This window comes from Stakelama portus (genome assembly GCF_003171655.1).
In the GTDB taxonomy this organism is placed as follows: Bacteria; Pseudomonadota; Alphaproteobacteria; order Sphingomonadales; family Sphingomonadaceae; genus Sphingomonas; species Sphingomonas portus.
This window is the reverse complement of the sequence record NZ_QFZL01000001.1, coordinates 730,552-746,333: the sequence shown is the minus strand read 5'-3', so window position 1 is coordinate 746,333 and position 15,782 is coordinate 730,552. Positions and strand designations below refer to the sequence as shown.

Here is a 15,782-nt window from a genome sequence, read left to right as displayed (position 1 = left end):
TCGACTGCGCTCGGGACCAACGGGCCATTTGCAAGAACCGTCATTCCGCTGCCTCCGCAAATTCCTCGCCATGGACAAGTTCCGCCGAGCAGCGCTGCATCGTCGGGCTCGCGCGGCAGATCGCGTTGGTGAGGTAGAAATCACGGATCGGATAGGCGACTTCGCCTTCCGCCTTGGCGTCGAGGCTCGGCGGCGCCCATTCGAAGCGCGCCAGCCCTTCATTCGCCAGCGCAGGCACATCGGCGAACATCTGCGCACGCAACGCGCCATAGCTGTCGAACGGCAGCGTCCGGCCCAAAGCTTCGGACAGCGCGCGCAGGATCGTCCAGTCCTCGCGCGCATCGCCCGGCGGGAACACGGCGCGATCGCCGCGCTGCACGCGCCCTTCGATATTCACATAAGTACCCGGCTTTTCGGCATAGCTCGCGCCCGGCAGGATCACGTCCGCCGCATGCGCACCGGCATCGCCATGATGCCCGATATAGACCTTGTAGCTCGACTTGAACGCCTTGAAGTCGACTTCGTCGGCGCCAAGGAAGAAGGCGAGCTTGGGCTTGGCCGCAACCACATCGGCAATGCCACCCGGCTGCGCATAGCCGAGCATCAGCCCGCCCATCCGCGCCGCCGAGAAATGCAGCACGTTGAAACCGTTCCAGCCCTCTTTCACGAGGCCGAGCGTCTTGACGAGGCCGAGCGCCGCGCCGTGCCCGTTCTTCAGCGCCGCGCCGCCGACGATCACCATCGGCTTTTCGGCGCCCTTGAACGCGTCCTTGACCGCCTTGGGCAGCTTGCCGAGCAGGCTCAGATCATTGCCGAGCCATTCGACCTTATAGGTCAGGTCGACTTCCGGCCCGATCGCGAACACCTTGGCGCCGCGCTTGATCGCCTTGCGCACGCGGGTGTTCACCAGCGACGCTTCCCAGCGCAAATTGGTGCCGATCAGCAGGATCACGTCCGCTTCTTCGGTGCCCGCGATGGTGGTGTTGAAATTGACCGCCGCCAGATTGGTGACGTCATAATCCATGCCGGTCTGGCGCCCTTCGATCAGCGTCGAACCGAGCGAATTTACCAGTGCCTTGGCGGCATACATGGTTTCGCAATCGACCAGATCGCCGGCGATCGCGGCAACGCTGTCCTTTGCCTTTTTCGCGGCCGAAGCGATCGCGGCAAAAGCGTCTTCCCAGCTTGCGGCGACCAGCTTGCCGTCGCGGCGGACATAGGGTTTGTCGAGGCGGCGATGCGACAGGCCGTCAACCGCGTGGCGCGTCTTGTCGTGCGCCCATTCCTCATTCACGTCCTCGTTGATCCGCGGCAGCGCGCGCAGCACGCCGCGCCCACGGCTATCGAGGCGGATATTGGTGCCGACCGCGTCCATGACGTCGATCGCCATCGTCTTCTTGAGCTCCCACGGCCGCGCTTCGAACGCATAGGGCTTGCTCGTCAGCGCGCCGACCGGGCACAGATCGACGACATTGCCCGACAGCTCGCTCTTCACCGCATGCTCAAGATAGCTGGTGATCTGCATATCCTCGCCGCGGAAAATCGCGCCGATTTCCTCGCCGCCTGCAACCTCTTCGGTAAACCGGATGCAGCGGGTGCAGTGAATGCAGCGAGTCATCACCGTCTTGACGATGGGACCCATATATTTCTCGGTAACCGCGCGCTTGTTTTCCTGATAGCGCGAATGGCCCTTGCCATAGGCCATGGTCTCGTCCTGCAGATCGCATTCGCCGCCCTGATCGCAGATCGGGCAATCAAGCGGATGATTGATCAGCAGGAATTCGAGCACGCCTTCGCGGGCAGCCTTGACCATCGGCGTATCGGTGCGGATTTCCTGACCGTCGCCAGCCGGAAGCGCGCACGAAGCCTGCGGCTTGGGCGGTCCCGGCTTCACTTCGACCAGACACATGCGGCAATTGCCGGCAATCGACAGCCGCTCATGATAGCAGAAGCGCGGAATTTCCTTGCCAGCGGCCTCACAGGCCTGAAGCACGGTTGCGCCCTGCGGCACTTCCACTTCGATTCCGTCAACGGTCAGTTTAGGCATTTCAGATCTTTACCTGCCCCAGGATTCAAAGCTGCTCCAGTGATAGAGCGCCCGCGCAACAAAGCTGCGCCGGAAGAAATTGGTGGTGCCTTCCGGCTCCTCGATCGAGTCGCAGCTGGGCGTTGCGATTTTGAGCGCGGTCAGCGCAGCCGCCTCTTCGCCGGAACCCGGCGTTTTTTCAAGCACCGTGCGTGCGCGCACCGGTTCGGCAGCTACCCGGCATTCATAGCTGAGCTGCAAAAGAGTCAGCGGATTTTCCATCGAGCTGTCGGCCACCGACACGCCACGAACGAAAGCGATGACCTCGTCGCCGCTCGCCGCAGCCTTTAGCGACTCCGCCGGAACGCTGTCCAAGATCAACGCTTCGGACAGTGCGCCACGAAGAAAGACGCGATCGATCTGAACATTATCCTGCGTTGCGCAATTGCGCAGGCGCGAAAAATATGAATCCTCGGCCTGACGCGAAGCGTGTTTCGCCGGCACTTCCTGATCGAGCAGCAAGCGTGTCCGTGCTTCGCCCATGCCTACCGCGCAGGAGGCAAAGGCGCGCGCCAGTTCGAAATCGCGATTCTGCTCACCATCGGCCTTGTGAAACGCGCCGGAGCTGCGGGCCAGGCGATTTCCGGCGGCATCCACTTCATATGCGCCGCGAGAAGGAATTTCCCGGTCGTACACCGGCCGGCTCTGCGCATTGGCCGACTGCGCCGTGGCCATTGATGCGGTGATCGCAACAAATGTTAGAAATACCGATTTCTGCATGACTTCCTCCTTCGCATGACTTGCCGTTGAAATTCGGATTACTCCGCTATTAAGCAGTCGCTCAGGATGCGCTTTCCGTTCTGAACCGCATCCAGTGATAGAGTGCGATATTCAGATACGCGCGTTCAATATAAACGTCACGCGTCACGTCCTTGTCGATTTCGGCGCATTGCGGCGTCGCGGCCCGCAACACATTGACAGCCTGATCATATTCCGGCGTGCCGGGTTCGAATTCCAACACTGCCCGCGCCTGTCCCGGCGCAAAGCCGACGCGACATTCGGTGGCAAGCTGAATCGTAGGCCTGTCTCCGGTTGCACCATAGAAACGCGGATTGATGCCCTTGATATAGGCCGTAACCTGTTCGGTCGAGCCGGGCGCAAGCGTCGCGACGACATCGGCCTGTTCGGCCAGAACCCCTTCGGCAAGCCCTCCATAGAACAGGACCGAGCTCAACGCGTTGCGCGACGCGACACAGCCCTGGAACCGATTGAGGAAGCGCGCTGGCGACCGGTGCTCGACCGATTCGTCCGTCAGCCCCTGATCGATCATGATCCGGGCTTCGTTCAGATTGCTGCCAGCAACGCACATTCCAAAGCGCTTGGCCTCACGCCAGTCGTTCGCCGACACGCGCGATGCGGTTTCGCTGCCCGGTCGCACCTGCGCCGCGGTTTCCCCCTGCGCGGAAGCCGACGTCGCCAAGGTCGCGCCGATCATCATCGCCAAACCACCGGCCAGTCCAGCCAATCCGTAACGCATTTTTTTCCGCTCCCCTAATAACGCGGCAGCACCGCTACATTCTCGCCACACGACAAACTTCTCAATTAACCGGCCCATTCGTTTCCGGCGAAACGGCCATATGCAAATCGCGATACATCGCCTCGGCAAGCAACCCGCGTAGCGACGCGCGATTGAGCCGCAACGACCGCCCCTCGCCTAGGCAGGGATTGAGCATCGGCTGCAGCCTCCCCACCACTTCCAGTTCCTCGGGCGATTCGATCTCGGTGGCGAACAGCGCTTCGGCATCCACGCGATCCGCCCGCGCCACGCATTGCGCAAATGCGATGCCCATTTCATGCCCCGCCAAACCGGCAAGCGGAGGCGCATCCCCGAGTACGGGAAAGGTCATGCCGTCCTTGCGGTCAGCAACGAACAACGCTTCGGCGATCGCCGCACGATAGGTGCTGGACTGCATTCGCAACATCTGGATGCCGGCCGGCAAACAACGCCCGCTGACGAGATCGCTCATCAATTCACCCTCTTCATTGCTTCCACTCGGCACGGCCAGCAGCGCACGCGCGATTTCCCGCTCGCGACGCACGACACACTTCGCGAACTGCGCCAGCACCGAATAGGTCTGCGCATCCTCCGCGACGGGGGCCACCGCCAGCAATGGGGACAGAAACAAGGAGAGCATCGCCTCGCTTACTCCGCCGCCTGAAGCTGGGGCGCCGGGCCACCATTTTTTTCATTGATACGCCGCTCCAGTTCGGGGCGGAAATGGCGGATCAGGCCCTGGATCGGCCATGCCGCCGCATCGCCCAGCGCACAGATGGTGTGGCCTTCGACCTGCTTGGTCACCTGGAACAGCGTGTCGATCTCGCTGATATCGGCGTCACCCGTCCGCAGCCGTTCCATCACCCGCCACATCCAGCCGGTGCCTTCGCGGCACGGCGTGCACTGGCCACAGCTTTCGTGCTTGTAGAAATAGCTGATGCGGCTGATCGCCTGAACAATGTCGGTGGACTTGTCCATCACGATGACGGCGGCGGTACCAAGGCCCGAGCCGAGTTCCTTCAGCCCGTCGAAATCCATCGGCGCGTCCATGATCTGCGCCGCCGGAACCAGCGGCACCGAAGAACCGCCGGGGATCACTGCGAGCAGATTGTCCCAACCGCCGCGAATGCCGCCGCAATGCCGCTCGATCAGCTCGCGGAACGGAATCGACATCGATTCCTCGACGACGCAGGGCCGGTTCACATGGCCGCTGATCTGAAACAGCTTGGTGCCCTTGTTATTCTCCCGCCCGAAGCTTGAGAACCATTCGGGTCCGCGCCGCAGGATCGTCGGCGCGACCGCGATCGATTCGACATTGTTCACCGTCGTCGGACAGCCATAGAGGCCCGCCCCTGCCGGGAATGGCGGCTTCAGCCGCGGCTGGCCCTTCTTGCCTTCCAGGCTTTCGAGCATCGCAGTCTCTTCGCCGCAGATATAGGCACCCGCGCCGCGATGGCAGAAAACGTCGAAATCATAGCCCGAGCCACAGGCATTCTTGCCCAGAAAGCCCTTGTCATAGGCTTCGGCAATCGCCGCGAAGAGCGTTTCGGCCTCGCGGATATATTCGCCGCGAATATAGATATAGGCAGCCCGCGCACGCATCGCGAAACCAGCGACCAGCGCCCCTTCGAGCAGCTTGTGCGGATCGTGACGGATGATCTCGCGATCCTTGCACGAACCCGGCTCGGATTCATCGGCATTGATGACGAGGAAGCTCGGACGTTCGGGCGTCGGATTCTTGGGCATGAAGCCCCATTTGACGCCGGTCGGGAACCCTGCCCCGCCGCGCCCGCGCAGACCCGAAGCCTTGATCCGATCGATGATCGTATCGTTGCCGAGGTCCAGCAGCGCCTTTGTATTGTCCCAGTCGCCACGCTTCATCGCAGCATCGATGTTCCACGGCTGAAAGCCATAGACATTGGTGAAGATGCGATCCTTGTCGGCGAGAGGCGTGAAGTCGCTCATCGGTTCGACTTGTCCTTGAAGAATACGAGATACACCAGCACCGCCAGCCCGATCAGCAGCAGCGGGCCGATCAGATTGATGGTCAGCTTGAGCACCCAGCCCAGCACGACGATGCCGCCAATGATGGCAAGGATGGTGACGATCAGATTCTTGTTCATACCGTCTTCTCCCACTCGCCACGATAATCGTGGTTTTCGGTCTGCATCGCCGCCAGATTGGTCGGTTCACCGACCGGCTCGACGGTATGACGACCCGGCTCCTGCGTGCCGGGCCTGGGGCTTTCGCCCTTTGCCAGCGCGTTCAGGATCGCGGTGGTGCGTTCGTAGTTCAGATCCTCGAAATTATCGTCGTTGATCTGGACCATCGGTGCGGAGGCGCAATTGCCCATGCATTCGACTTCGGTCAGCGTGAACAGGCCATCCTCGGTAGTATGGCCCTTCACCATGCCCTTGTCCTTGCACGCGCGGAACACTTCGTCGCTGCCGCGCAGCCAGCACGGCGTGGTGCCGCACACCTGAACATGATGCTTGCCGACCGGATTGAGGTTGAACATCGTGTAGAAGCTGGCGACTTCGAGCACGCGGATCACCGCCAGATCGAGTTCCTTCGCGACGAACTCGATCACCGGGATCGGCAGCCAGCCCTGCGTATCGGTCTCCGCACCCACCTGCCGCTGGGCAAGGTCGAGATAGGGAATGGTACAGCTTTGCTGACGCCCCTCGGGATAGCGCGAACGGATTTCCTTCGCCTTGGCGGCATTCGCCTTGGTCCAGGCAAAGCCCGACCAGCGCTCACGGATTTCCGGGGTATCGGGGATGGTTTTAGCGGCCATCGTTCATTTGCCTTTTGGAAGCGAATATCGTCGTCTCAACAATCAGCCAGATCGGCCCCAATCCTACCAGGCCAAGCAACGCTATCCCGCCGTAAAACACCGTCATCCATTTGAACGGCAGAATGTCGACGCCCTGACCGCTCAGGAAATTCGGCAGAACAGTCGCCATGAGGACCGCCGCCGCACAAAGCGCGACAATCAACCGGAGAGCCCAGACGCCTTTGCTCACCGGTCACACTCCCCGTATGCGCGCGCATTCGCCTTGGTCCAGGCAAAGCCCGACCAGCGCTCGCGGATTTCCGGGGTATCGGGGATGGTTTTAGCGGCCATTGCGGCTCCAACTCGAAATGTCTTTTCCAGTCAGGGAAAGCACCAGAAGATTAGCGATCGACACAACGATCACGCCGCCAGCCATCACCTGCGCCCATACGGGCAGATAGCCAATGGTGGCTGCAAGCACACCGGCCGCAGCGAGCGCAGCCAAGAGCAAAGAGACCAGCATAGGCTTGCTCACCGGTCACACTCCCCGAACACGATATCCATCGCGCCAAGAATGGCGGTGGTGTCGGCAAGCATATGGCCCTTGCCCATGAAATCGAACGCCTGAAGATGGCTGAACGCAGTCGGGCGGATCTTGCAGCGATACGGCTTGTTGGTGCCGTCGCTCACCATATAGATGCCGAACTCGCCCTTGGGGCTTTCGGTCGCGACATACACTTCGCCTGCGGGGACGTGATAGCCTTCGCTGTAGAGCTTGAAGTGATGGATCAGCGCTTCCATCGAATGCTTCATCTCGCCGCGCTTGGGCGGGCCGACCTTGCGGTCGAGCGTCATGGTCGGGCCTTCGGGCATTTCCGCGAGGCATTGTTTCATGATCTTCGCGGATTCATACACTTCCTTCACGCGGACCATGAAGCGATCATAGCAATCGCCCTTGGTGCCGACGGGAATGTCGAATTCCATCCGGTCGTACACATCGTAAGGCTGCGCCTTGCGGATATCCCAGGGGATGCCCGCCGCGCGGATCATCGGACCCGAAAAGCCCCAGCGCATCGCATCTTCGCGGCTGACCACGGCGATATCGACATTGCGCTGCTTGAAGATGCGGTTTTCCGCGACCAGACTGATCGCATCGCCGAACAGCCGCGGCAGCCGCGTGTCGAGCCAGTCGCCGATATCGGTGAGCAGCTTCAACGGCGCATCCTGATGGACGCCGCCGACGCGATAATAGTTGGAGTGCATCCGCGCGCCCGAAACGCGCTCGAAGAAATTGAGGCAATCCTCGCGCAGCTCGAACATCCACAGGTTCGGCGTCATCGCGCCGACGTCCATGACATGCGAACCCAGGTTCAGCATATGGTTCGAAATGCGCGTCAGCTCGGCGAAGAACACGCGCAGATATTGCGCGCGGATCGGCACTTCGAGGTCGAGCAGCTTTTCGACCGCAAGCACGAAGCTATGCTCCATGCAGAGCGGCGAGCAATAATCGAGGCGATCCATATAGGGCATCGCCTGGGTATAGGTCTTGTACTCGATCAGCTTTTCGGTGCCGCGATGAAGCAGCCCGACATGCGGATCGACGCGCTCGACGATCTCACCGTCCAGCTCCATGACCAGCCGCAGCACGCCATGCGCCGCCGGATGCTGCGGACCGAAATTGATCGTGTAATTGGCAATCGCCGTATCGCCGACCGTCGGATCTTCCGCGTCGGTCTTGCCTTCGATTTCGTCGATATAATCAGCCATGGAACGCCTCCGCGCCGGGTTCAGCAAACCCGTTCGGGCTGAGCTTGTCGAAGCCCTGCCCTGCCTTTTGCGCAACGCAGAAAGAAGAAGAACAGCCCTTCGACAAGCTCAGGGCAAACGGCGGCTGGTGAGAAGCAACTATGCTCATGCGTCCTTACCCCCGTCTTTCGGAGGCACCACATCGGGGTCCTTGGGTTTATCCTCGGGCTGGTTGCCAGGATCGGGTTCGCCGGCCCCGGTCTGCGCCGTGCTTTCGCTCGTCTTGGGCGTTTCGGCCTTGGGCGCTGCCTTCTTGTCGGCAGCCTCGTCGGCCTTCTTGATTTCATCGGCCTTGAGCGGCGTCGGCGCGCCCTTGGCTTCGGGCAGCTTGCCGTCCGCCTTCTCATCGCCGGGAAGGATATATTCGGCGCCTTCCCATGGGCTCATGAAATCGAAATTGCGGAAATCCTGCGCCAGCTGCACCGGCTCATAGACGACGCGCTTGGCTTCTTCGGAATAACGCAGCTCGACATAGCCCGAGAGCGGGAAGTCCTTGCGCTGCGGATGGCCGACAAAGCCATAATCGGTCAGGATGCGGCGCAGGTCCGGATTGCCTTCGAACAACACGCCGTACATGTCGTACACTTCGCGCTCGAGCCAGCCTGCGACCGGCCAGATGCCCGTCACGCTCGGCACCGGCTTCACTTCGTCGGTGATCACCTTCACCTTGATGCGGTGGTTCCGCGTCAGGCTGAGCAGCATATAGACGACTTCGAACCGCTCGGGACGCGACGGATAATCGACGCCGGCGATTTCCATCAGCATCTGATATTCAAGGCCCGGCGTATCGCGCAGCGCGATCATGGCATCGACCAGCGTTTCGCGCGCCAGCGTCAGATTGACTTCGCCGACGCTGTCCTCGCTGGCAAGCAACATGGCGCCCAGCGCCGAAGTCGCGGTGTCGATCACGCCGTCATTGGGCGCGAATTTGGGTGCAGGGTGGCGCTGCGTCATTGCTCGTTTATCCGGACGGAATCAAAGATGCGATCGACCATCGCGTGCAGCGCCCCGGAATCGGCTCCCGGATCGCCAACGCCGCCGATGATCAGGATCAGTCGCGAATGATCGAGCTCGATCAACTGGGTCTGCGCGATCTCGCCATCGCCCTCTTCGCGATTGACCAGCGCACGCCGGCCCTGAAAGTCGAAAGCCCGGATGCTGCCGCCACTTTCGTCATGCTCGATCATTTCCTGAAACGCGTCGAACAGCGCCGGCGCGCTTTCCGGATAGTCGGCCCGCTCGAAAATGCCGGCCACCAGCAACAACGCGCCCTTTTGGCACAGGATTCGCGAATTGGGCGCGAAAGTGACTCCCTCGGTAACCGAAGGCATTTTGTCGAACGCGGCAATCTCTTCGGCCGTGCACGGCGTATCGATCGTGAAAGTCCCGGTTCCGGACGTCGCCGGCGCCCAGCCATCCTGCCCCGCATTGGCCGCCCCCGAGAGAGTCAGCGCAGCGCAGGCCGCCAGCATATGCAGCGCTCGCATCACCGTTCGATCGTCCCGACGCGGCGAATCTTCCGCTGCAACTGCATCACGCCATAAAGCAGCGCCTCGGCGGTCGGCGGACAGCCGGGGACATAGATGTCGACCGGCACGATGCGATCGCATCCGCGCACGACGCTGTAGCTATAGTGATAATAGCCGCCGCCATTGGCGCAGCTGCCCATCGAAATCACATATTTCGGCTCGGACATCTGATCGTACACGCGGCGCAGCGCCGGCGCCATCTTGTTGCACAGCGTACCCGCGACGATCATCACGTCCGACTGACGCGGAGACGCACGCGGCGCGGCGCCGAACCGCTCCATGTCGTAACGCGGCATGTTCACATGGATCATCTCGACCGCGCAGCAGGCAAGACCAAAGGTCATCCACCACAGCGAACCGGTACGCGCCCATTGGAAAAGCTCTTCGGTCGAAGTGACCAGAAAGCCCTTGTCGCCCAGCTCGGCATTGATGTCGTTATAGAATGCCAGGTCCGGCGCAGTGCCGGGCGGCGGCGGCGTGGTAAGATCTACTCCCATTCCAGCGCTCCCTTTTTCCACGCATAGACAAGGCCAAGCGCCAGCTCGGCAATGAACACCATCATCGAAATCCAGGCGACCCAGCCCAGATCGAACACCGTCACTGCCCAGGGGAACAGGAACGCCGCCTCCAGATCGAACACGATGAACAGGATCGCGACCAGATAGAAGCGCACGTCGAACTGGCTGCGCGAATCCTCGAACGCGGGAAAGCCGCATTCATATTCGGACAGTTTTTCCGGCGTCGGCTGATGCGCGCCCGTCAGGCGAGCGACCAGCATCGGCAGAAACACGAACGTGGCGGAGAGCGCCAGAGCCACGCCCAGAAAGAGCAGGATCGGCAGATATTGGCTGAGGTCGACCAAGGGGCCTTCTCGCAATTGCGGAAACACAGGGGGCTTCTAGGACTGTGCCGGGTGAGCCGCAAGGCCCGGAAGCCCTGAGAATCATTCGCAACTACTGGTTCAGCGAAGCGGCAACGCGACCACGGTGTCCGGGCCGCGGTGCGGCGCCTGCGGATCGCTCGCGCCGGGCCAGCCGGCATCCGCGACGATCAGCAATTGCGCGCCGTCGCTGGCGATCTGGGTCGGATCGACCAGCGGGGCACCATGATGAATCACCGCAACGTCGATCGCGGCGCCTTCGATCCGGAACCGGACCAGCGATCCGGGGCTGCTGCCGTTATGGACGGCATAATAATCCGCACCCACGCGCACCAGCCCGTCCAGTCCGCGCAGCGGCCGGTCCCCCGCCATCGGCAGCAAGGTCCGCTCGCCGGTCGCCAGGTCGATCATGGCGACTCCGCGCCCATAATCGGCGACCACCAGCCTGGTACCATCTTCGGTAAGCGCGCTGCCCTGTGCCGATCGTCCGACACCCGGCGCGACCAGCGTTTCCAGCGTGTCGCCGCGCAATCGATAGACCGCGCCGTTCAGCCCGTCCGAAACGAACACGCCGCCGCCTGCGGCCGAGACGTCGCCGGGATGAAAGCCCTCGCCCGGCGAAACGCTAGCCATCAGCTGCCCCGTCCGGTCGAGCGCGATCAGCGCGCCCGAATCGCATCGCGGAATATCGGGCAGGTCGGGACAATCGGTCGCCACCCACAACCATCCACGCGTCGCGTCCCAGGCCAGCCCCAGCGGGTAGGATGTTCCGGCGGGCAGCGCGAAACTGTCGGTCGCTCCGCCGGCGCGGACCAATATCGTGCGATCGAGGACGCTGGACAGCCAGATGGTCTCGCCGTCGGTCGCAATGCCTTCGACCAGGCGATGCTGCTCGGGAACCGAAAAAATCACTTCGGGCGAACTGGCGGTGGCGAAAAACGCCAGCGCCAATGCGCCGAACCGAATCACCGCAGCGCCCCGGCCACCAGCTTATGCAGTTTGGAATGAAGCACATCGTTCGCGGCAAGGAACTGGCTGCGCTGCATCGCCATGTCCTGCCCGCGGAAATCGGTGATGAAACCGCCCGCTTCCTTGACGATCAACATGCCCGCCGCGACGTCCCACGGCTGAAGGTCGCTTTCCCAATAGCCGTCGAACCGGCCCGCTGCGACCCAGGCGAGATCGAGCGCCGCCGATCCCAGCCGGCGGATACCCGCAACTTCGGGCGCGACCGCGCCGAAAATGCGGTTCCACTGCGCGAAATTGCCATGACCCAGAAAGGGAATGCCGGTGGCGATCAGCGCTTCGTCCAGATGGCGACGCGCCGATACGCGCAGCCGCTGGTCCTGCAACCATGCGCCCCGGCCCTTTTCGGCCCAGAAGCTCTCGTCGGTCAGCGGCTGATAGATATAGCCATGGGTGATTTCGGGCTTGCCCTGGCTCCCGCGCGGATCCTCGACTGCGATCGACATCGCGAAATGCGGGATGCCGTGGAGGAAATTGGTGGTGCCGTCGAGCGGATCGATGATCCAGCGCGGCTTGTCCGGATCGCCTTCGATCACGCCCGATTCCTCGACCAGGAATCCCCAGTCGGGCCGCGCCTTGCGCAGTTCCTCGACCAGCGTTTCTTCGGCGCGCCGATCGGCGGCGGACACGAAATCGGCCGGGCCCTTTCTCGAAACCTGCAACTGCTGGACTTCGTTGAAATCACGACGCAGGCGCGGCCCCGCCTTGCGCGCGGCACGTTCCATGACAGTGATAAGTCCGGAATGGGAAACCAACTTAACTTCTCCCCTACCGCATGCGGGAGCGGCCGGGATGGACACCCGGCCTGCCGCAAACGGTGGCAATTGCGGCGGGCGTTAGCCCACCCGCTACCCCCTCCCGCCAGCGGGAGAGGCAAGCACGCATTATTCCGCGCGCTTCACATAGGCTTGTTCGTACACATCGACGACGACGCGCGTGCCGGCTTCGATATGCGGCGGCACCATGATCCGCACGCCATTGTCGAGCACCGCGGGCTTGTAGCTCGAAGAGGCGGTTTGCCCCTTCACCACCGCGTCGGCTTCGACGATCGTCGCTTCGATCGTGTCGGGAAGCTGCACCGAAAGCGCTTCTTCCTCATACATTTCCATCAGCACGTCCATGCCGTCCTGCAGGAACGCGGCGGCATCGCCGAGCAGGTCGCTGGGCAGCGTGATCTGTTCGTACGTGTCCTTGTCCATGAACGTCAGCATGTCGCCATCGGCGAACAGGAACTGGAAATCCTTGGTGTCCAGCCGCACGCGCTCGACCGTTTCCGCCGAACGGAAACGGACATTGTTCTTGCGGCCATCGCGCAGGTTCTTGAGCTCGACCTGCATATAGGCGCCGCCCTTGCCGGGCTGGGTGTGCTGGATCTTCACGGCGCGCCACAGGCCGCCTTCATATTCGATGATGTTGCCAGGACGGATGTCCACGCCGCTGATCTTCATGGGATCGCCTATAGTCTGGTTGTAAAAGAGCGAGCGCGGCCTTTAGCCGCCGGATTGCGCCTCCGCAAGCAGCGGATAGGGGTTAACCGGCGTGCCCTGCCACCACCCCTGCCCGGCCTCGATCCGCGAGACGCCGAAATGCAGGTGATGATTGCCCGCACCGGCATTGCCGGTGTCGCCGACATAAGCGATCGGATCGCCCGCCGCCACTTGCTTCCCTTCGACGATACCGGGGGCATAGCCGCCCAGATGCGCGTAATAGAAGCTCCATTTACCGTCGGTCGACCGTTCATAAATCGTGATCCCGCCGCCGCCATGGCTGAAATAGAGCTTTTCGATCGTGCCCGGCGCAGCGGCCAGCACCGGGGTGCCACCCGGCGCCATGATATCGATACCGGTATGGCCCCGCGTGCCGTCGCCGCGCGGATCGCCCCAGCTGTCATACAGGTCCCCGGCCTTCACGCCTTGTACCGGCAGGACAAGATGCGGCGGCTGTCCGGCATCGGCGACGGCGGTTTCGCCGCTCGCCCGCATATCCGCGCTCGCGCCGGTCGCCACGGGCACTTCCTGCAGCGCGGCCGTCCGATCGGCGGAAACGGCGCGCGCCGGCGCAGCAACCGCATCGCCGTTCGCGTGAATTTCCACCCGGACCATCGAACCCAGCAATGCGAGCGTCAGCACGATCAGCGCCGCCAGCGACCATGCCACGCGTCGGATCACCTTGGCCAAAACCGTCTCTCCTCGCCTTCGCGCGGCAGAATGACCGCGCCGTTGCGCAAAGACAACGATTTGCGCGTCGGAGAGTTTCCCTGCTGGACAGCGCCCTGCACCAGGGTCACATTCCTTCCCCGACATGCGGAGACTAATATCCGGCGCTGAGAACCTGCTCGGTTCGCCGACGCGCAATCTGGTTTCGATCCTGATTTTCGTGGTCTCGGTCACCGCGGTGTCGACGATCGCCTATATGGCGGCGGGGTGGAGCCTCACCGACGCCAGCTACATGGTGCTGCTCACCATCTACACCGTCGGCTATGGCGAAGTGCGGCCGATCGACACCACCTATCTCCACACCGTCACTATCGTCACCATGGTGCTCGGTTGCACCGGAATGATCTTGCTCACCAGCGCTCTGGTCCAGTTCTTCACTGTGATCCAGTTGCGCCAGATCCTTGGAGCCACGCGAATGCAGGCGCGCATCGACAAGCTCGACCATCATGTCGTCATCTGCGGTTATGGCCGGATCGGCCAGATGCTCGCCGCCGATCTGGCCGAAGCAAAGGTCCCGCTGGTCATTATCGAGCGCAACGATGCGCGATTGCACGAAGCCGAAGAGGCCGGGCATCTGTGCCTGCATGGCGAAGCCACCGAAGAGGACACGCTGATCGCCGCGGGCGTCGCGCGTGCCCGCGCGCTGGCGACGGTGCTGCCCGACGATGCGGCCAATGTCTTCATCAGCCTGAGTGCCCGGAGCCTCAACGACCGGGTCGAGATCATCGCGCGCGGCGAAGCGCCGACCACCGATCGCAAGCTGCGTCAGGCGGGCGCCGATCACATCGTCTTTCCCACCCATATCGGCGCCGAGCGGATTGCGCGGATGATCCTGTTCCCGCGTGGCGAATGGGCCGCGACCGACGAAAGGGTGCGGCATTCACGTTCCGAACTGGGAAAACTCGGCCTTGAGCTCGAACAGACACTGGTCCCCGACAATGCGGCGATCTGTGGCATGACCGTGTCCGGCGCCGAACGGATGGCGGAGGGCGCGATGTTCATCGTCCAGATCGATCGCGGCGAGGAAGTCATCACGCGCCCCGCCAGCGACGACCGGATCGAACCGGGCGACCGGTTGCTGATCGTGATGCGCCACGCATCGCGCGTGGCACGGGCATTGTTTCAGCCCAGATCCAAGATGCAGGTCGGGCGCAACCGTTTCTAACCGTTCAGCAGCGCCGCAAATGCCTTGACCGCGGCTTCCTCGTCCCCGCTCCAGACCGAACCGCTCACCGCCAGGAAATCGGCGCCCGCCTTGACCAGCGGCGCGGCATTTTCCGGCGTGATCCCGCCGATCGCGACACAGGGCAGCTCGAACAGCGCCGACCACCAGCTCAGGATCACCGGTTCGGGATGATGGCGCACTTCCTTGGTGCTGGTGGGATAGAAACTGCCGAACGCGACATAATCGGCGCCAGCCTCCCCCGCCTCCATCGCCAGATGGCGGCTGTCGTGACAGGTGACGCCGATCTGTACGTTCGGTCCCAGCACCGATCGTGCCTCACGCGCATCGCCATCTTCCTGGCCCAGATGCACGCCATCGGCGCCCAGCCTTTTGGCGAGGCTGACGCTGTCGTTGACGATGAACGCGACATCATGTTCGGCGCAGATCGCCTGCAGCGGCTCGGCCAGCTTCGCCGCAGCATGCTGATCGACGCCCTTGACCCGGAACTGGAACGCCGCGACCGGCCCAGCGCCCAGCGCGCGGCGCAGCCGATCGGGAAAATCCCCGCCGACATCGGGCGGCGAGATCAGATAGAGCTGGCACGTTCCGCGCGTGCCGTCGCGTTCGAAACGCGTTGCGAAATCGGCATCGAGCGGGCCGAGCGGATCATCATCGGGCGTCATGGTATCGGGAATCATGGCGCCTGCCATATCGCCACTCGCGCGCCGCGCCTAGCGGGAGCGTGACGGCACCCGCACGACCGCCATGCCGACGCCGCCATTTCCGGCAGTGCATCGACATGG

The 15,782-nt window shown here is 62.6% G+C and carries 21 protein-coding genes; 1 reads left to right on the top strand and 20 read right to left on the bottom strand.

What is annotated here, in order from left to right; all coding sequences use genetic code 11:
- Positions 1-40: 40 nt before the first annotated feature.
- The 19 genes from nuoG to DKB74_RS03350 form a co-directional block, all read right to left on the bottom strand.
- Positions 41-2,047, bottom strand: a complete 2,007-nt coding sequence (gene nuoG / locus DKB74_RS03430) for an NADH-quinone oxidoreductase subunit NuoG (protein ID WP_109806670.1) — start codon at positions 2,045-2,047, stop codon at positions 41-43.
- 9 nt (positions 2,048-2,056) lie between these two features.
- Entirely contained in the window at positions 2,057-2,806 is a 750-nt protein-coding gene (locus DKB74_RS03425) for a hypothetical protein (RefSeq protein WP_109806669.1), read from the bottom strand.
- 61 nt (positions 2,807-2,867) lie between these two features.
- Positions 2,868-3,563, bottom strand: coding sequence for a hypothetical protein (locus DKB74_RS03420; RefSeq protein ID WP_145960892.1), 696 nt, complete (start codon positions 3,561-3,563; stop codon positions 2,868-2,870).
- Positions 3,564-3,624: 61 nt separating this feature from the next.
- On the bottom strand, positions 3,625-4,221 hold the full coding sequence (locus DKB74_RS03415) for a hypothetical protein (protein ID WP_145960891.1): 597 nt from the start codon (positions 4,219-4,221) through the stop codon (positions 3,625-3,627).
- An 8-nt stretch (positions 4,222-4,229) separates the two neighbouring features.
- Positions 4,230-5,546 (bottom strand): NADH-quinone oxidoreductase subunit NuoF, encoded by a 1,317-nt coding sequence (gene nuoF, locus DKB74_RS03410; RefSeq protein WP_109806666.1) that lies wholly within the window; start codon positions 5,544-5,546, stop codon positions 4,230-4,232.
- The gene (locus DKB74_RS18675; protein ID WP_154670826.1) at positions 5,543-5,704 is read right to left on the bottom strand and encodes a hypothetical protein; all 162 of its coding nucleotides are present in this window, start codon (positions 5,702-5,704) and stop codon (positions 5,543-5,545) included. Before DKB74_RS18675 ends, nuoF begins: the two co-directional genes overlap by 4 nt.
- Positions 5,701-6,378, bottom strand: a complete 678-nt coding sequence (locus DKB74_RS03405; protein WP_109806665.1) for a complex I 24 kDa subunit family protein — start codon at positions 6,376-6,378, stop codon at positions 5,701-5,703. Before DKB74_RS03405 ends, DKB74_RS18675 begins: the two co-directional genes overlap by 4 nt.
- Positions 6,368-6,607 carry a hypothetical protein gene (locus DKB74_RS03400; RefSeq protein ID WP_145960890.1) on the bottom strand — a complete coding sequence of 80 codons (240 nt, stop codon included), beginning with the start codon at positions 6,605-6,607 and terminating at the stop codon, positions 6,368-6,370. Before DKB74_RS03400 ends, DKB74_RS03405 begins: the two co-directional genes overlap by 11 nt.
- A 90-nt stretch (positions 6,608-6,697) precedes the next feature.
- Positions 6,698-6,892 (bottom strand): hypothetical protein, encoded by a 195-nt coding sequence (locus DKB74_RS03395; RefSeq protein ID WP_145960889.1) that lies wholly within the window; start codon positions 6,890-6,892, stop codon positions 6,698-6,700.
- Positions 6,889-8,124, bottom strand: coding sequence for an NADH-quinone oxidoreductase subunit D (locus DKB74_RS03390; protein ID WP_109806662.1), 1,236 nt, complete (start codon positions 8,122-8,124; stop codon positions 6,889-6,891). Before DKB74_RS03390 ends, DKB74_RS03395 begins: the two co-directional genes overlap by 4 nt.
- Positions 8,117-8,272 (bottom strand): hypothetical protein, encoded by a 156-nt coding sequence (locus DKB74_RS18760; RefSeq protein ID WP_161956786.1) that lies wholly within the window; start codon positions 8,270-8,272, stop codon positions 8,117-8,119. The genes DKB74_RS03390 and DKB74_RS18760 overlap by 8 nt, the downstream gene beginning before the upstream one ends.
- Positions 8,269-9,117, bottom strand: a complete 849-nt coding sequence (locus DKB74_RS03385) for an NADH-quinone oxidoreductase subunit C (protein WP_109806661.1) — start codon at positions 9,115-9,117, stop codon at positions 8,269-8,271. The genes DKB74_RS18760 and DKB74_RS03385 overlap by 4 nt, the downstream gene beginning before the upstream one ends.
- Positions 9,114-9,650 carry a hypothetical protein gene (locus DKB74_RS03380; RefSeq protein WP_109806660.1) on the bottom strand — a complete coding sequence of 179 codons (537 nt, stop codon included), beginning with the start codon at positions 9,648-9,650 and terminating at the stop codon, positions 9,114-9,116. The genes DKB74_RS03385 and DKB74_RS03380 overlap by 4 nt, the downstream gene beginning before the upstream one ends.
- Positions 9,650-10,189: a NuoB/complex I 20 kDa subunit family protein gene (locus tag DKB74_RS03375; protein WP_109806659.1), complete on the bottom strand. Its 540-nt coding sequence runs from the start codon at positions 10,187-10,189 to the stop codon at positions 9,650-9,652. The genes DKB74_RS03380 and DKB74_RS03375 overlap by 1 nt, the downstream gene beginning before the upstream one ends.
- Positions 10,180-10,554 (bottom strand): NADH-quinone oxidoreductase subunit A, encoded by a 375-nt coding sequence (locus tag DKB74_RS03370; protein WP_109806658.1) that lies wholly within the window; start codon positions 10,552-10,554, stop codon positions 10,180-10,182. Before DKB74_RS03370 ends, DKB74_RS03375 begins: the two co-directional genes overlap by 10 nt.
- A 99-nt stretch (positions 10,555-10,653) precedes the next feature.
- Positions 10,654-11,541 (bottom strand): YncE family protein, encoded by an 888-nt coding sequence (locus DKB74_RS03365; RefSeq protein WP_109806657.1) that lies wholly within the window; start codon positions 11,539-11,541, stop codon positions 10,654-10,656.
- Positions 11,538-12,353 carry an inositol monophosphatase family protein gene (locus DKB74_RS03360; RefSeq protein WP_109806656.1) on the bottom strand — a complete coding sequence of 272 codons (816 nt, stop codon included), beginning with the start codon at positions 12,351-12,353 and terminating at the stop codon, positions 11,538-11,540. Before DKB74_RS03360 ends, DKB74_RS03365 begins: the two co-directional genes overlap by 4 nt.
- A 129-nt stretch (positions 12,354-12,482) precedes the next feature.
- Entirely contained in the window at positions 12,483-13,046 is a 564-nt protein-coding gene (efp, locus tag DKB74_RS03355) for an elongation factor P (RefSeq protein WP_109806655.1), read from the bottom strand.
- A 42-nt stretch (positions 13,047-13,088) separates the two neighbouring features.
- Entirely contained in the window at positions 13,089-13,766 is a 678-nt protein-coding gene (locus tag DKB74_RS03350; RefSeq protein ID WP_239987396.1) for a M23 family metallopeptidase, read from the bottom strand.
- Between the two features lie 133 nt (positions 13,767-13,899).
- Between DKB74_RS03350 and DKB74_RS03345 the strand changes: the two genes are divergently transcribed.
- On the top strand, positions 13,900-14,979 hold the full coding sequence (locus tag DKB74_RS03345; RefSeq protein ID WP_109806654.1) for a potassium channel family protein: 1,080 nt from the start codon (positions 13,900-13,902) through the stop codon (positions 14,977-14,979).
- Here the strand turns inward: DKB74_RS03345 and thiE are convergent.
- Entirely contained in the window at positions 14,976-15,662 is a 687-nt protein-coding gene (gene thiE / locus DKB74_RS03340; protein ID WP_109807096.1) for a thiamine phosphate synthase, read from the bottom strand. The genes DKB74_RS03345 and thiE overlap by 4 nt on opposite strands.
- Positions 15,663-15,782: the final 120 nt, after the last annotated feature.

Excerpts from the sequence above, each read along its gene's own strand:
- nuoG (WP_109806670.1), bottom strand. The coding sequence starts at position 2,047 with ATGCCTAAACTGACCGTTGACGGAATCGAAGTGGAAGTGCCGCAGGGC.
- DKB74_RS03425 (WP_109806669.1), bottom strand. The coding sequence starts at position 2,806 with ATGCAGAAATCGGTATTTCTAACATTTGTTGCGATCACCGCATCAATG.
- DKB74_RS03420 (WP_145960892.1), bottom strand. The coding sequence starts at position 3,563 with ATGCGTTACGGATTGGCTGGACTGGCCGGTGGTTTGGCGATGATGATC.
- DKB74_RS03415 (WP_145960891.1), bottom strand. The coding sequence starts at position 4,221 with ATGCTCTCCTTGTTTCTGTCCCCATTGCTGGCGGTGGCCCCCGTCGCG.
- nuoF (WP_109806666.1), bottom strand. The coding sequence starts at position 5,546 with ATGAGCGACTTCACGCCTCTCGCCGACAAGGATCGCATCTTCACCAAT.
- DKB74_RS18675 (WP_154670826.1), bottom strand. The coding sequence starts at position 5,704 with ATGAACAAGAATCTGATCGTCACCATCCTTGCCATCATTGGCGGCATC.
- DKB74_RS03405 (WP_109806665.1), bottom strand. The coding sequence starts at position 6,378 with ATGGCCGCTAAAACCATCCCCGATACCCCGGAAATCCGTGAGCGCTGG.
- DKB74_RS03390 (WP_109806662.1), bottom strand. The coding sequence starts at position 8,124 with ATGGCTGATTATATCGACGAAATCGAAGGCAAGACCGACGCGGAAGAT.
- DKB74_RS18760 (WP_161956786.1), bottom strand. The coding sequence starts at position 8,272 with ATGAGCATAGTTGCTTCTCACCAGCCGCCGTTTGCCCTGAGCTTGTCG.
- DKB74_RS03385 (WP_109806661.1), bottom strand. The coding sequence starts at position 9,117 with ATGACGCAGCGCCACCCTGCACCCAAATTCGCGCCCAATGACGGCGTG.
- DKB74_RS03380 (WP_109806660.1), bottom strand. The coding sequence starts at position 9,650 with ATGCGAGCGCTGCATATGCTGGCGGCCTGCGCTGCGCTGACTCTCTCG.
- DKB74_RS03375 (WP_109806659.1), bottom strand. The coding sequence starts at position 10,189 with ATGGGAGTAGATCTTACCACGCCGCCGCCGCCCGGCACTGCGCCGGAC.
- efp (WP_109806655.1), bottom strand. The coding sequence starts at position 13,046 with ATGAAGATCAGCGGCGTGGACATCCGTCCTGGCAACATCATCGAATAT.
- DKB74_RS03345 (WP_109806654.1), top strand. The coding sequence starts at position 13,900 with ATGCGGAGACTAATATCCGGCGCTGAGAACCTGCTCGGTTCGCCGACG.
- thiE (WP_109807096.1), bottom strand. The coding sequence starts at position 15,662 with ATGACGCCCGATGATGATCCGCTCGGCCCGCTCGATGCCGATTTCGCA.